A 13458-nucleotide genomic window follows, 5' to 3' on the forward strand; every position below is an offset into this window, starting at 1 on the left:
ACCACAAGGAGTAAGACCCATGACCACCCAACAGGTCATCGCGCTCATCGTCATCAGCGCGTTCATAATCGGGCTGTATGCCTACGCCTACCTTCTTGGCAGAAAAGCAGGCCGAGCCCACCACCTTCACGGCTTGCTTCTTGATCTTCCGTCGAGTGCTGCCAGTCGCCCCCCCATCATGGGAATACCACCACAAACCCTGACCCCGGAGGGAAGCGGGCACGCGACAGCACAGGACTCCGCTGGAGCCACGCCCGCTTCGCTCTGCGAAGTCCGTGTTGTCGACACGCAAAAAACAAAAAGTCTCTGCTGCGAAGCAGCAGGCATTATTCCCCCCATCAGCAGCCCCGCCGAGGCACTGATACCCCACGACAAGCTGCGCGAGGCACCGCCCGCTGATGCAACGCTAATCGCTAAAAATCGCCCGCACGCGCAGCCTGCCGTGGGGTATAAGCACCCATCCGCCACCAGCTGTATTGAGGCCGCGATAGACGCAACACTGGCCGAGCAGAACGGTACGTACGCCACCTCCGGGCAGATGGCACAGGCAATTGAGGCCGCCCTGCAGCAAGCCGGGTTCCTACCGCTTGCTGGCCAGTCCTACCAAGGCATGCCGGTGACCAGATCGGACTATGACCTGCTAATCAGTGCGGCCGAGACATTGCGCTTGGCCGAAAAGACTTGGAAAGCCCTTCCAGGCACCGAGCCAGGCTGCAAACGGGCCACGCTGCAACAGCAGGACATCCAGGCGCTTGCGATGCGCATTCACTCCCAGCTGCGCACTACTCCTACCGGCACCGCAATCACAGGAGAAGCAGCATGACCGCAGTCCAGCAGATTCGTTTGACGGGCGCGCAGCAGCATGCCCTACCCTTTTCGCGTGAGTTGTACGTAGATCTGTTCGCCGGCGCCGGCGGTGCCAGCAGCGGTGGCGCACGCGCATACCGCGACCCTGACATCGCGATCAACCACAACCCCATCGCGATCGCGGTGCACCGTGCGAACCACCGCAAGACCAGGCACTACATCTGCGACATCTACGAAGTTGATCCGCTGGAAGCTACCGGCGGTCAACCCGTGGGGATTCTGTGGGCCTCGCCGGACTGCCGCCATTTCTCCAAGGCGAAAGGCGGAGCACCACGCAGCAAAAGCGTGCGCTCACTTCCTTGGGTGGTCGTTCGCTGGGTATTTGCTACCCGTCCCCGCTTGTTCCTGATGGAGAACGTGGAAGAGTTCCAGGCCTGGGGGCCTTTGGACGATCAGGGCAAGCCAATCAAAGAGCACACCGGCCGCACCTTCCGCGCCTTCGTTTCTTGTCTCACCACAGGCTTGCCTGCAAACCATCCCGACATGGAAGAGATCATGGCGTGCATCGGTCAATGGGTACCAATGGAAGCGCTCATCCGCGGCCTTGGCTGCGACGTTCAATGGCGCGAACGACGAGCCTCTAACGCTGGGTCGCCGACCATCCGCAAGCGTCTTTTCCTGATCGGCCGCACCGATGGCCGCCCAATTGTCTGGACGAAACCCAAGCGACACGAAAACCCAAAGGCAGGGCAATTGCCATGGCGAACCGCTGCCGAGTGCATTGACTTTAATGACCTGGGCAAGAGCCTGTTCGGCCGCAAGCGTCCACTGGTGGACAACACCTGCCGCCGCGTTGCCAAGGGCTTCTGGCGTCACACCGTCATGGCCGAGCAGCCTTTCGTAATTCCAATGAACGAACAGCAGCTCGCCGCCGCAAGCCTGACCGAGTTTGCCAACGCAAGCACCCAAAGGACGTTCAGCGCGGTCGAGCCTCTGCGCACCCAGGTAGCGCAAGTGAAAGGCGGACACTTCGCGCTGGCAGCTGCCCACCTTACACACCTGACGCACCACGGCGACCGATCGGGATATCCCCTGACCGAGTCAACACGCACCATAACCGGTGCCAACCGAGGCGAGCAGGCCATGGCCACCGCTACGATGGTTACCCTGCGCAAAGGAAGCACCGGCACGAGCATGACCAAACCAGTCAACGCGCTGACCACTGGCAGCGGGCATCATGCGATCGCAGCGTGCCACTTTGAACAGGCAAACGGCGGGTTCTACACCGGCGATGGTCGAGCGGCATGCTCTCCCCTGAGCACTATCCTCGGACGCGGCACCAACCAGAGGCTGGCCAGCGCCTACCTGGTGAAGTACTACGGCACCGGCGGCCAGTGGCAAGGCATGCGCGAACCGATGCACACGCTACCCACAAAGGAACGCATGGCCCTGGTCAGCATCGTCCAAGTGCCTGCCGCAGTCCTGCCACCGGAACTGATGAATAAAGCGCGCCAGTGCGCCCGTTTCCTGCACACCTATCTGCCCGAGCACTTCCCTGAGCCGGCCGACCTGGTGCTGCTAGGCGACTACGCGCTGGTCGATTTCACCCTGCGCATGCTGAAGGCGCCAGAGTTGAAGCTCGCTCAGGGCTTCAGCCCTGACTACATCCTCGATCGCGGGCTATTCGAGAACCAGCGCACCGGCGAGCTGGAGTGGCGCGCCATCAGCAACACCAACCAGATCCGGCTGATTGGAAACAGCGTATGCCCTGACGAGGCGGAAGACCTGATCGCCGCAAACGCCAAAGATCTGATCGACCTGTACCAGCGGGAGGCCGCATGAGCACGCACCACCATGATTGGTACATGAGCGAGGCCGACGACGGCGGCCTGTATCACTGCCGGAAGTGCAGGCGCACCCATGATGGCTCAGTCCCACAAGCTCACGGCTGCCCGGTGTCAAACGCCGAGCACAATGCAGCCGCTTGGCTCGGCCAGGCCGGGCTGTACCGCACTCGACTGGAAGCCGTGAGCAACTGCGAACAGTCGGTCACGCCTGTATCCGCGAACGAGCTGTTCGAACTTGCTCATAAGCAGGTGCAAAGCACGCTCACTGCACCACCCGAGACCAGCATGACCCCGAAGTTTCTCAGCGTACCATCCGAGCTTCTGGAGCAAGCCCTCGATGCGGCAGCGGCTGTTGGCATGCAAGATGTAGCTGACGAGCTGGATCGCATCCTGACGCCAACAAATGCGCAAGCATCCAAGCTAATCGACGCACTGCCATCGGTGGCTATCGAAGGCGACCAACTGGTTATCCGCATCACTACCGAGTGCCTCTTGCATGCCGTCACTTGCTCACCTGAATGGCCGGTCGACTACAAGGGCGCTCCGATCAGCATCCAGAACGGTACGCTACTGATACAGGAAATCATCCACGAACTGCAGCGTGAGGACGAGCAAGGCACCAACCAGATGCACCGTATGCTCGACCAAGCCGCCCAGGACGCTATCAACAACGGCAGCGAGGCAGTGAGTTATGACTGAGCGCATCCGTCCAACCATGGCCTCCCACAGCCTCGACTTGCCCGCCATCTGCGATGTTTGCGGCAAAGGCCGGTCAACCCGTCGACACATGAAATGCAGCCAGATCCGCCAACGCCGGGAGGGTGATAAGTGGGAAGCCTACATGGCCAACGTGGCCGCAAAACGAGCACTGAGTAAACGGACCATAGCCCGCCGGGGAGATAGCGAATGAAAACTGCAGTGCCCAATCCCACCCTCGCCGGCGCGAAACTATCAGCGACGGTCAGCACCGGATTCACAGCCCGGAGCGAGTCAGGCGCCCCTGCTCAGATGGCGATCATTGACGAGCAAGGCAACATTCTCGCAGTCGGAAAAGATGTCGCATGGGCCGCCTGGCGTGTATGCGTCGAGGTACAGGAAAATTTCTGGGAGGGACAAGGCCACCTGGTGGTACACACTAGCCCGCCCGGCCTCCCAATAGACGACAAGAAGTCAGCTTAACCATCAGTCTGGGCGGTCGACGCCGGCCGCCCACTTTCCAGACTTCCTCTCTACCCTGAGCCATCGCCGCTGTCCTGCTTTGGAAATCAGCAAGACATCGATGTACCAAGCCCTGCGCCCCTCTGGCACTACACCACGCATATAAATCACGATGCGGTCGAAAGTATCGATCATCAATTGGCGAACCTTATCCCGCGCCTCGACCTCTTGCGCCTCGACACCAGCAGCCAGATCCAACCATACCCTCGCATCTGCTGGCCTTTGCCTGGAGGCGATGCCGGCTAATTCTCGCTCCTCCTGATGCAGCTTTGCTTTGGCCGCAGTCAGCTGCTCTTCGAGGTCGCGGGCTTTTCGCAGGAACGTAATCGGCAGCACCCCATCGCCCTCCCCCAATGCCAAAGCCTCAGTAATCCGGCCAAGCTGCGCTTCGAGATCAACTACGTGTTTACGCGAGATCATTACCCCTTGCTGCAGATCACCGCTCGGTCCAACGGGCTGCTGTAAGCGCAGCAAGTTCATCTGATCGGAGCAAAATGACATGACAGCCCGCTCGACAGGAGCAACGCTGCAGCTTCCGCCAACATCACACCCCCCTTTGTTCATGTAAGACATGCACATGATACGCCGATGCCCGTCCATCAAGGTTCCATCGGAGCGAACCTTATGCATCACATTTTGCGCAGTCATTGACGTGCCGCAGTAGCCACAGTAGGTAATACCGATTCCAGTCACGACTCCAGGAATGGCGCCCTTTCCTCGTCGACGGCTTCGTTGACCTCGCAGTAGTTGCAATTCGTCGAATTCAACATCAGTAAGTAGCCGTGGATAATAATCTTTCAGAAGAAAGTCTTCACCGTCGACGGAAATCTGCTTTGCACCTTTTAAAGCTACCAACTTGATCAAACGATAGATTTGCTGGGGAGAGATTCCGAGATAGGAGGTATCGAAGCCCCGTTCTTGCATCATCGCATGCGCTCGATCAGCACCATGTCCTTCGCGATACTTGTCTATGGCAAACAGCACAACTTCCACCCGCTCGGGAATCAGCTCCCATTGACCGTCGACGAGACGCACCCAGCGAGGATCGCTGCCATTGCGGATCAAGCCACGGTAATGGCCAGCAACCCATCCGTCACACAAGCGCTTGATCGAGGCCTTCACACGCTTGCTTTTTGTATCGCTCTCTTCGTGAGCCCGAATCATGACCAGAAGGCTATAAACCAGGTCCATTGGCTGCGCTTTCAGCCTTTCCCTGTTGTACTCACGGCCGTCACTCGCAGTAACCACGGTAATCCCTGCGTTGATGATCTGGGCCAGCTGCGCTTGCGCCTGTATGGGTTCTGCCCGGCTTAGGCGATCCAAGCCTTCGACCACCAAGACGGAGCCGGCCGGGATGCGCCCCTCGTCAACAGCCTGAAGGAAAACGCCTAAGGCACCTTGTTTAATGTGCCGCTGGTGGAATGCAGACAGGCCCTCATCCCTCAAAGAAAGCGACTCATCTAGCGTAAGCCCCCTTGCTGCAGCCCAGGACTTCGCATACTCCGCCTGCCTGTCCGCACTATTCCCAGCCGCTTGGCGCGGGTCTGAGAACCGAAGATAGCTGTAGACCAATCCCTGAGACGTTTGCATGCCCTGATTCCACTCCAACCGGGAAAGCCAGAGTATATATTACCCTTCATCGGACACGCCAAAAAACACATGAGCGCACCAACAGCCTAGCTGCCTGGGGATTGAAAATCCAAACGACATCATCAATGATGCCTGGATCAACCTTCACAAAAATAATGTGCACCCTATGAACATTTCGACACTTCTCATATTCATACCAGCCTGCTTTGCGCTCAACATGGCCCCAGGCCCAAACAATTTACTTTCAATAAATAACGCCACGCAATATGGCTTCTGGGCTTCATGCATGGCGGGCACAGGAAGACTAATAGCGTTCGCCGCCATGATAGCACTCGCCGCAGCAGGCCTCGCTGTCGTACTTGAAACTTCCGAACTAGTATTCTATGCAATAAAAATCCTTGGTGCTGCCTACCTTTTTTATCTAGCCTTCAAGCTATGGACGGCAAAGGCACAGCAGCAAGAGGCAAGTCAAACCAAAACAAAAAACATAGCAGGCTTAGCGAAACAAGAGTTTCTTATTGCAGCTGGAAATCCAAAGGCAATATTGATATTTACAGCATTCCTGCCACAGTTCATAAACCCGGCTCATGATGTTGCGTCGCAGTTTGCAGTGCTTGGCGCTCTATTTTTGATTCTGGAAATGATCGCGCTGGCAGGCTATGCATTGATCGGGCTGCACCTGCGCCGCTGGTTCAGTGAACCCAAAGGCAAACGTCTCTTCAACCGCATCTGCGCGGTGCTGCTGTCGGGCGCCGCCTCGATATTGCTGGCTACACGACGTGCTTGAGGGCGCTCAGCAAATCGGTTTGGCAAATCTATATTGTGCATCGCTAGGGTTACCAGCAGCCATCCAGAACTCCTGGCGTATCAGACGCCAAGTGCCGTGCGGCTGATCACCTGCAACCGCGGCCTCGCCCACCGGTGCCCGCCACAGTTGCCAGGCGATATAGAACAAGTAGGCCGCCCCCGCCAACTTGATGGCCAGGAACAGGTACTCGCTGGTGTGCAGCACCACTGCCAGGCCCATCGCCGCCAGGGCGATCATGCCGCTGAAGGCGACGATGCGCCCGCCACCGGCCACGCAGGCCGTACGCAGGCCGTAACGGCTGGCATTATGCAGCGACAGCAGGTTGTTCGGCCCCGGCGCCATGTTCAGGGCGAAACAGGCGGGGATGAAAAGCAGCAGGCTTGAAAGGTCCATTATCGTTTTCCTTTGGCAACAGGCGCCTATTTCGGCGCGTAGCTGGCCTGGTGGTCAAGTTACAGCCAGTGGAAAAAACTGTATGGGTGCGCGGCGCCTGATAAGCTGCCGGGCATATCGAGGACCCTGTGATGCCCCGTTCCCATGCCGCGCTGTGGCGCGACCCGGCCCTGCCGCATGTCGAAAGCCGCCGCGCCTGCCATAGCCGCGCCTGCTACAAGGCCCACAGCCACCCAACGTTTTCCATCGGTGTGGTGGATGCCGGCCACAGTCATTTCACCGGTGCCGGCAACGGCCAGCAACGCCTGACGCCTGGCACTCTGGTGCTGGTCCCGGCCCGCCGGGTACATGCCTGCAACCCCGAACCCGGGCAAGCGTGGAGCTACCAGATGCTGCATGTGGATGCCGACTGGCTGGCACAGCTGCACCTGGAGTCCGGGCTGGATGGTGCCGGGCCCGGCGAGCCGGCACGTATCTGCCAGGAGCCGGAGGTATATCGGCAGTTCTGCGAACTGAACAGTTTGCTGTTTTCCAGCGCCAGCAATGGTGAGAAGGATGCCGCGCTGATTGCCTTTCTGGGTGACCTGGATTTTGCCAGGCACGCGCCGCTGGCACCGGCACCGGCCCTGGGGGCGACCGCGTTGAGTGGGCTGATTGCGCATATCGAAGGCCAGGACCCGGCACAGTTGAGCCTGGCGGTACTCGCGCGGGAGGCCGGGCTTGGGCGCTACCAGTTGATTCGCGCATTTCGCGCGGCCACCGGGTTTACGCCGCATGCCTACCTGCTCAATGCCCGGGTCAACCGTGGGCGCGAATTGTTGGGTGAAGGGCAGGCCCTGGCGGAGGTAGCCTATCGGCTCGGGTTTGCCGACCAAAGCCATTTCCAGCGGGTGTTCAAGGCCCATGTGGGGGTAACACCGGGGCAGTATCGGGGAGACTGAAGGCCCGCGCGGTCTCTGTAGGAGCGGCCTTGTGTCGCGATGGGGCGCGAAGCGGCCCCAGGTTTTCAGCTCCGCCGCACAGATTGCCGGGGCTGCTGCGCAGCCCTTTCGCGACACAAGGCCGCTCCTACAGGGGCCTGCAATATTGTTCAATACGGCATTTGCGCTGAGGGGCAGAGTCAGGCTTTTCCGCCAGAGCAGCCACACCCCAATGCAACAGTTCCTGATCATCGCCCTTGCCCACTTCCTCGCCCTGCTCTCTCCCGGCCCGGACTTCTTCCTGGTCGCACGCACTTCGGTCAACGCCGGCTGGCGCGTCGCGAGCGGCGCCTGCCTGGGTATCGCCCTGGCCAATGGCGTGTTCATCGCCATGGCTTTCACCGGCTTGTCGGTGCTGCAAGAAGGCAGCCTGCTGTTCACCGCCCTGCAACTGGCCGGCGCCGGCTACCTGCTGTACATCGGCACCCTGTTCCTGCGCCATGCCGGGCAAACCAGCCTGGGCACAGTCGCTGGCAAGCAGACCGCCCAAGGGTGGTGGCGTGGATTGGGCATGGGGTTCCTGTCCGGCATCCTCAACCCCAAGAATGCGCTGTTCTATGCCAGCCTGGTCAGCTTGGTCGCCAACGCCAGCATTGCCTGGAAGGCAACCTGTGCCCTGTGGATGTTCAGCATCGTGCTGCTGTGGGACTTGCTGGTTGCCGTGGCCATCGGCAACCCGCTGGTGCTGCGGCGCTTCGCCCGCAGCCTGCCCTGGCTGGAACGGGCCTCCGGGGCCATGCTGGTGCTATTGGCTATGGCACTGTTGTTTCACCTGGCCTGGGGCTGACCAGTTGCAGGGTCCGCATGTCCATCAAGGTGAAATGGCCACTGGCCCAGCCGCCAGTGTCCAGGTGCCAGACGTTGCCAAGCAGCTTGGCCTCCAGCACCGGTGTGTGGCCCACCAACAAGGCACGCAGGCCCTGCACGGGCGCGGTATCGCCTACCTTCAGGCGCCGCCGCGACCATTGGCACACCTCCCGTACCTGTGGGTCGTCATCCAGTTCCAGCCAGGTCTTCAACACCGTCCAGTCGGCGTACGGGCTGTCGGCATGCAGCAGGCCTACCAGGCCGGCCGCACTTTCAACCTCTATCGCGATCGGCAGTTGCTCGAAGCGCTCGACGAAACGTAACTGCAGAGCCTTCGGCAGGTCCAGAAACCAGCCACCCCCGGCGGCGCGGTACATGTCCAGATCGAGCCGCCCGCCGCGTACGCGGGTGATTGCCAGGGCCTCGTGATTACCCTGCACGGCATGGAACCAGGGCTGCGCCAGCCAATCCAGCGCCGCCTCGCTGTCCGGGCCACGGTCGACCAGGTCCCCCACGCTGAACAGGCGGTCCACGGCCGGATCGAACCCCACCCCATCCAGGCATTGCTGCAGGCGCTGGAAGTGACCATGGATATCGCCCACGGCCAGGTCACGCCCCCGTAGGTTGGCAATCAGACGCCGAAACCGTGCCATTACAATCTTCCTCTGCTGGCGCCGCCATGCCAGGGGTAAAATGGACGCACACGCAGTCTGCCCCGGAGGTGCATCATGCGTACCGCCCTCGTGTGTGCCGTGCTCATGGCGCTGTCACTGGACAGCATGGCACAAGGTGCCCCGGCCGCGCAGGTCGAGGTACGTTTCGACCATCCGGAAAAATTCCGCGATGCCAGCCTCGACAGCCACGGGTACGAGCGTGGTGCCGACGCCTATGTGATGAAAACCCTGACCCAGTACCTTCAGAAGCTTGGCCAACGCTACCTGCAACCTGGCCAGCAACTGGTCATCGACATCCGCGACATCGACCTGGCCGGGCGTTTCGAGCCCTGGCACAGCCAGGCCTACGATGTACGCTTCATGCGCGAAATCACCTGGCCGACCATCGACCTCAGCTACACCCTCAGCCAACCGGGCAAACCCGACCAGCAGGCGCAGGAACGGGTCAGCGACAAGATGTACCTCAGCCGCCCGGGCCGGGTCACGAGCAGCAGCGACCGCCTGTATGCCGAAAAGGCCATGCTCGACGACTGGTTCCGCCAGCGTTTCGCCGTCCACCCGGCATCCTGAAAATCCCTTCACTGGTACAGGCGTTGGTGCCGGTAGTATGCTCGGCCCTTCAACCTGTACCAGGGAAGGGTTTTCCATGAAGTTGTGCGCCGTGCAACTGGCATCGCTCAAGGGCGATGTGCAAGCCAACCTCGAACGCCACCTGGCCTGCATCGAACAGGCCGCGGCCCTTGGTGCCGAACTGGTGGTATTTCCCGAGCTGTCGCTGACCGGCTATGAGCCAACCCTCGCGCGCCAGGCCGCCCTGCCAGTCAGTTCGGCACGGCTGGACCCGCTGCAGGCAGCCTGCGACCGGTTTGGTATCACTGTCGCAGCGGGCCTGCCACTGCCGACCCCTGATGGCATTCGTATCGGCATGCCAATCCTCAGCCCCGGTGTACCGCGCCAGGCCTATGCCAAGCGGCGCCTGCATGATGATGAACTGCCCTGGTTCACCCCAGGCGATCAAGCCTTGCTGCTGCAGGTGGGCGCGCACCGGGTAGCGCCTGCGATCTGCTACGAATCGATGTTCATGGCGCATGCGGCAGCCGCGCGGGAACACGGCGCCGACCTGTACCTGGTCAGTGTGGCGAAAACTGCCAACGGCATTCGCGAGGGTTACCTGCACTACTCCGAGGTGGCTCGAGAGCTGGGCATGCCAGTGTTGCTGGCCAACTGCGTGGGGCCGGCCGACACCTTCATCGGCGCTGGCGGCTCGGCGGCGTGGGACAGCCAGGGGCGCTTGCTGGCCAGCCTGGACGACCACAGCGAAGGGCTGATCGTGCTGGACACCGCCAGCGCCAGTGCCATGGCAGTGCCCCTGAACCCACACCCGGCATGATCTATCTGTTTCTGGCGTTGCTGAGCTATGCCTGTACCTACTACCTGACGGGTCTGCTCATCCAGGGGCAACTGGCCGATGTGGCCGAGGGTTTGCGCCACCGGCCCGACGCGCCGACACCTGGCGAGTACCTGCGCGCAGTCAAGCCCCATGCGCGCCGGGCCCATCGGCAGTACACCCTGATGGCCGGCTCGGCGTTGGCCGTGCTGGTCTGCCTGGTCGCCAGCTGGTTCTACTGACGCCTTACAGGTCCAGTGCCAGGCTTTGCCGGCCCTCCAGCGCCAGCAGGTACTGCTTGGCCGCCAGGCCACCGGCAAAGCCGGTGAGGCTGCCCGAAGCACCGATCACCCGATGGCACGGGGCGATGATCGAGATCGGGTTGCGGCCATTGGCGGCGCCTACCGCACGCACCGCGCTGGGGTTGCCGATCTGCCGGGCGATGTCGCTGTAGCTGCGGGTTTCACCGAACGGTATCGCCAACAGCGCGGCCCACACCTGTCGCTGGAATTCGGTGCCGACAAAATCCAGCGCCAGTTCGAAGCGCTGGCGTTTGCCGGCAAAGTACTCGCCGAGCTGGCGGGCGGTTTCCAGCAGTACCGGGCACTGGTCATCGCGGTGCAGGGCGCCAAGGCGCACGCGGTTTTCCCGCTCCTCTTCCCAGAGTACGGCTGCCAGGCACTCGCCACGGGCTACCAGGGTCAAGGTGCCGACGGGCGACTGCATGAAGGTGAATGCGCTGGACATAAGCAGGCTCCTGCCAGGTTGCGATCAACCTACTGTACGCATCCCCAGTTCTGCCTGCATCCGCTTTCTTGCTCAGGCAATCACGCAAGCGGAACATCGGCGTCGGCATATTGCCCGGACCAGAGTGCCCTCCACCGCGTCGCCTGCTTCGCGGGTGAACCCGCTCCCACAGGGGCCCCACCAGCTGAAGGAATACGCCATACCTGTAGGAGCGGGTTTACCCGCGAACACCGGCGCAGCCGGTGCCATCCACCGCGTCGCCTGCTTCGCGGGCATGCCCGCTCCCACAGGGCCCCCACCAGCTGAAGGAATGCGCCGTACCTGTAGGAGCGGGCGCGCCCGCGAACACCGGCGTAGCCGGTGCCATCCTCCGCGTCGCCTGCTTCGCGGGCATGCCCGCTCCCACAGGGACCCCACCAGCTGAAGGAATGCGCCGTACCTGTAGGAGCGGGTTTACCCGCGAACACCGGCGCAGCCGGTGCCATCCACCGCGTCGCCTGCTTCGCGGGCATGCCCGCTCCCTCAGGGCCCCCATCAGCCGGGCCCTGCCTGCATTCAGAGAAATACCTGGCGAATCCGCTTCTTGTCGATTTTGCCAACGCTGGTCTTGGGGATCTCCTCCACGCAACGCAACTGCCGCGGTATCGCCCATTTGTTCAGGTGCCCGCTGTCGACAAACGGCTGCAGATGCCCTGCCAATGCCGCCTGGTCGAATTGCATGCCGTCACAACGGACCACCAAGGCCAAGGGTTGCTCACCCCACTGCGGGTCCGGGATGCCGATCACTGCCACCGATGCGACAGCCGGGTGCTGGCTGATCAGGTTTTCCAGCGCCACCGAGCTGACCCACTCGCCTCCGGTCTTGATCACATCCTTGATCCGGTCACGAATGCGCACCACACCCGCAGGGTCGATGCAGGCCAGGTCGCCAGTATGCATCCAGCCCCCCAGCCACAACGCGGCACCCTGCTCCGGTTCGTGCAGATAGCCCTGGGTCAGCCACGGTGCACGCACCACGATTTCACCCAGGCTTTCTCCGTCGCGGGGCACATCAATGCCTTCAGCGTCGACGATGCGCAGGTCCACCAGGGCAATCGGCACGCCGGCATCGATACGCAGCGGCAACTGTTGCGCCATGGGCAGTGCCAGCAGCTCGGCGCTCAGGTGGGTGATGCTGAGCAGCGGGCAGCTTTCCGACATGCCGTAGCCACAATGCACGCTGATGCCGCGCTCGCTGGCACGCTGCGCCAGGCCCAGGGTCAGGGCGCTGCCGCCCAGCAGCATCTTCCAACCGGTCAGGTCGGCGCGGCGCCCTTCCTCGCTGTCGAGCATCATCTGCAGCACCGTGGGCACGCAATGGGAGAACGTCACGCCCTCGTCACGGTACAAGCGCACCAGGCGGTTGGGCTCGTAGCGCCCCGGGTAGACCTGCTTGATGCCCAGTGCCGTGGCCACATAGGGCACGCCCCAGGCATGCACATGGAACATCGGCGTAATGGGCATGTACACGTCGCCGCTGCGCAGCAGCGGCACCTCGCCGCAGGCAGCCAGGGTGCCCTGCTCGACCAGGGTATGCAGCACCAGTTGCCGGTGGCTGAAGTACACGCCCTTGGGGTTGCCGGTGGTACCGCTGGTGTAGAACAGCGTGGCCAGCGAGTGCTCGTCGAAATCGGCGAAGTCGAACTGTGGCTCGGCAGCCGCCAGCAGCGCTTCGTACTCACCCAGCAACGGCACATCTTGCGTTGCCGGGCCGCCTTCGCCGAGGCGAATGAAACCCTCGACCGTCGGCAAGTCATCGCGCAGTTGCGCCATCAACGGCAGGAAGTCGTCATGCACCAGTACCAGGCGGTCCTCGGCATGGTTCATGGTGTAGCGCACCTGCTCGGTGGACAGCCGTACGTTTACCGTGTGCAGCACCGCACCCAGCATCGGTACGGCGAAGAAGCATTCAAGGGCCCGATGGCTGTCCCAGTCGAGCAAGGCCACGGTGTCGCCAGGCTTGACCCCGGCGGCGGTCAGCACATTGGCCAGCCGCTGGATGCGTTCGAGCAGCGTGGTGTAGGTGTAGCGCAGCTTGTCGGCGTATACGATTTCCTGGTTGGGCTGGTAGCGCACGCCCGACAGTAGCAGGCGCTTGATCAGCAGCGGATAGGCGTAGGCCTGCTCTGCCGCAGGCATGATGCGAGTGGTGATCATGTCG

Annotated in this window: 13 protein-coding genes and 1 pseudogene; 9 read left to right on the forward strand and 5 right to left on the reverse strand. The window is 61.8% G+C overall.

The genetic code is table 11. The features are described 5' to 3' along the window. Nucleotides 1–19: 19 nt before the first annotated feature. From ACLCGK_RS16985 to ACLCGK_RS16995, 3 genes are read left to right on the forward strand one after another with little or no spacing between them, the layout of a single operon-like run. Nucleotides 20–823: a hypothetical protein gene (locus tag ACLCGK_RS16985; protein ID WP_410952496.1), complete on the forward strand. Its 804-nt coding sequence runs from the start codon at nucleotides 20–22 to the stop codon at nucleotides 821–823. Continuing rightward, entirely contained in the window at nucleotides 820–2649 is a 1830-nt protein-coding gene (locus ACLCGK_RS16990; RefSeq protein WP_410952497.1) for a DNA cytosine methyltransferase, read from the forward strand. Before ACLCGK_RS16985 ends, ACLCGK_RS16990 begins: the two co-directional genes overlap by 4 nt. Then, entirely contained in the window at nucleotides 2646–3353 is a 708-nt protein-coding gene (locus tag ACLCGK_RS16995) for a hypothetical protein (protein ID WP_410952498.1), read from the forward strand. Before ACLCGK_RS16990 ends, ACLCGK_RS16995 begins: the two co-directional genes overlap by 4 nt. Before the next feature lie 483 nt (nucleotides 3354–3836). Here ACLCGK_RS16995 and ACLCGK_RS17000 read toward each other — a convergent pair whose 3' ends face one another. Then, the gene (locus ACLCGK_RS17000; RefSeq protein WP_410952499.1) at nucleotides 3837–5462 is read right to left on the reverse strand and encodes a recombinase family protein; all 1626 of its coding nucleotides are present in this window, start codon (nucleotides 5460–5462) and stop codon (nucleotides 3837–3839) included. A gap of 166 nt (nucleotides 5463–5628) precedes the next feature. Here ACLCGK_RS17000 and ACLCGK_RS17005 point away from each other — a divergent pair, with 166 nt between their 5' ends. Further along, on the forward strand, nucleotides 5629–6249 hold the full coding sequence (locus tag ACLCGK_RS17005; protein ID WP_410952500.1) for a LysE family translocator: 621 nt from the start codon (nucleotides 5629–5631) through the stop codon (nucleotides 6247–6249). Nucleotides 6250–6294: 45 nt separating this feature from the next. Here the strand turns inward: ACLCGK_RS17005 and ACLCGK_RS17010 are convergent. Next, a pseudogene (locus ACLCGK_RS17010) lies at nucleotides 6295–6663 on the reverse strand (LysE family translocator); the annotation flags it as partial. A 131-nt stretch (nucleotides 6664–6794) separates the two neighbouring features. Here ACLCGK_RS17010 and ACLCGK_RS17015 point away from each other — a divergent pair. Beyond that, nucleotides 6795–7604, forward strand: a complete 810-nt coding sequence (locus ACLCGK_RS17015; RefSeq protein ID WP_410952501.1) for a helix-turn-helix domain-containing protein — start codon at nucleotides 6795–6797, stop codon at nucleotides 7602–7604. 211 nt (nucleotides 7605–7815) lie between these two features. Beyond that, nucleotides 7816–8430 (forward strand): LysE family translocator, encoded by a 615-nt coding sequence (locus ACLCGK_RS17020; protein ID WP_410952502.1) that lies wholly within the window; start codon nucleotides 7816–7818, stop codon nucleotides 8428–8430. On the opposite strand, the gene ACLCGK_RS17025 is transcribed toward ACLCGK_RS17020, so the two are convergent. Next, nucleotides 8396–9103: a metallophosphoesterase gene (locus ACLCGK_RS17025; RefSeq protein ID WP_410952503.1), complete on the reverse strand. Its 708-nt coding sequence runs from the start codon at nucleotides 9101–9103 to the stop codon at nucleotides 8396–8398. The genes ACLCGK_RS17020 and ACLCGK_RS17025 overlap by 35 nt on opposite strands. A gap of 75 nt (nucleotides 9104–9178) precedes the next feature. On the opposite strand from ACLCGK_RS17025, the gene ACLCGK_RS17030 reads away from it, so the two are divergent. From ACLCGK_RS17030 to ACLCGK_RS17040, 3 genes are all read left to right on the forward strand, one after another. Then, nucleotides 9179–9694, forward strand: coding sequence for a DUF3016 domain-containing protein (locus ACLCGK_RS17030; RefSeq protein ID WP_015270245.1), 516 nt, complete (start codon nucleotides 9179–9181; stop codon nucleotides 9692–9694). A gap of 76 nt (nucleotides 9695–9770) precedes the next feature. Beyond that, nucleotides 9771–10514 (forward strand): carbon-nitrogen hydrolase family protein, encoded by a 744-nt coding sequence (locus ACLCGK_RS17035; RefSeq protein WP_410952504.1) that lies wholly within the window; start codon nucleotides 9771–9773, stop codon nucleotides 10512–10514. Continuing rightward, entirely contained in the window at nucleotides 10511–10753 is a 243-nt protein-coding gene (locus ACLCGK_RS17040; RefSeq protein WP_015270243.1) for a hypothetical protein, read from the forward strand. Before ACLCGK_RS17035 ends, ACLCGK_RS17040 begins: the two co-directional genes overlap by 4 nt. A gap of 4 nt (nucleotides 10754–10757) precedes the next feature. Here ACLCGK_RS17040 and ACLCGK_RS17045 read toward each other — a convergent pair whose 3' ends face one another. Both ACLCGK_RS17045 and ACLCGK_RS17050 read right to left on the reverse strand, forming a co-directional pair. Continuing rightward, nucleotides 10758–11258, reverse strand: a complete 501-nt coding sequence (locus ACLCGK_RS17045) for a methylated-DNA--[protein]-cysteine S-methyltransferase (protein ID WP_410952505.1) — start codon at nucleotides 11256–11258, stop codon at nucleotides 10758–10760. A gap of 555 nt (nucleotides 11259–11813) precedes the next feature. Further along, nucleotides 11814–13454 carry a fatty acid--CoA ligase gene (locus ACLCGK_RS17050; RefSeq protein ID WP_410952506.1) on the reverse strand — a complete coding sequence of 547 codons (1641 nt, stop codon included), beginning with the start codon at nucleotides 13452–13454 and terminating at the stop codon, nucleotides 11814–11816. Nucleotides 13455–13458 lie beyond the last annotated feature (4 nt).

The sequence above is a fragment of the Pseudomonas sp. S1(2024) genome, assembly GCF_046557535.1.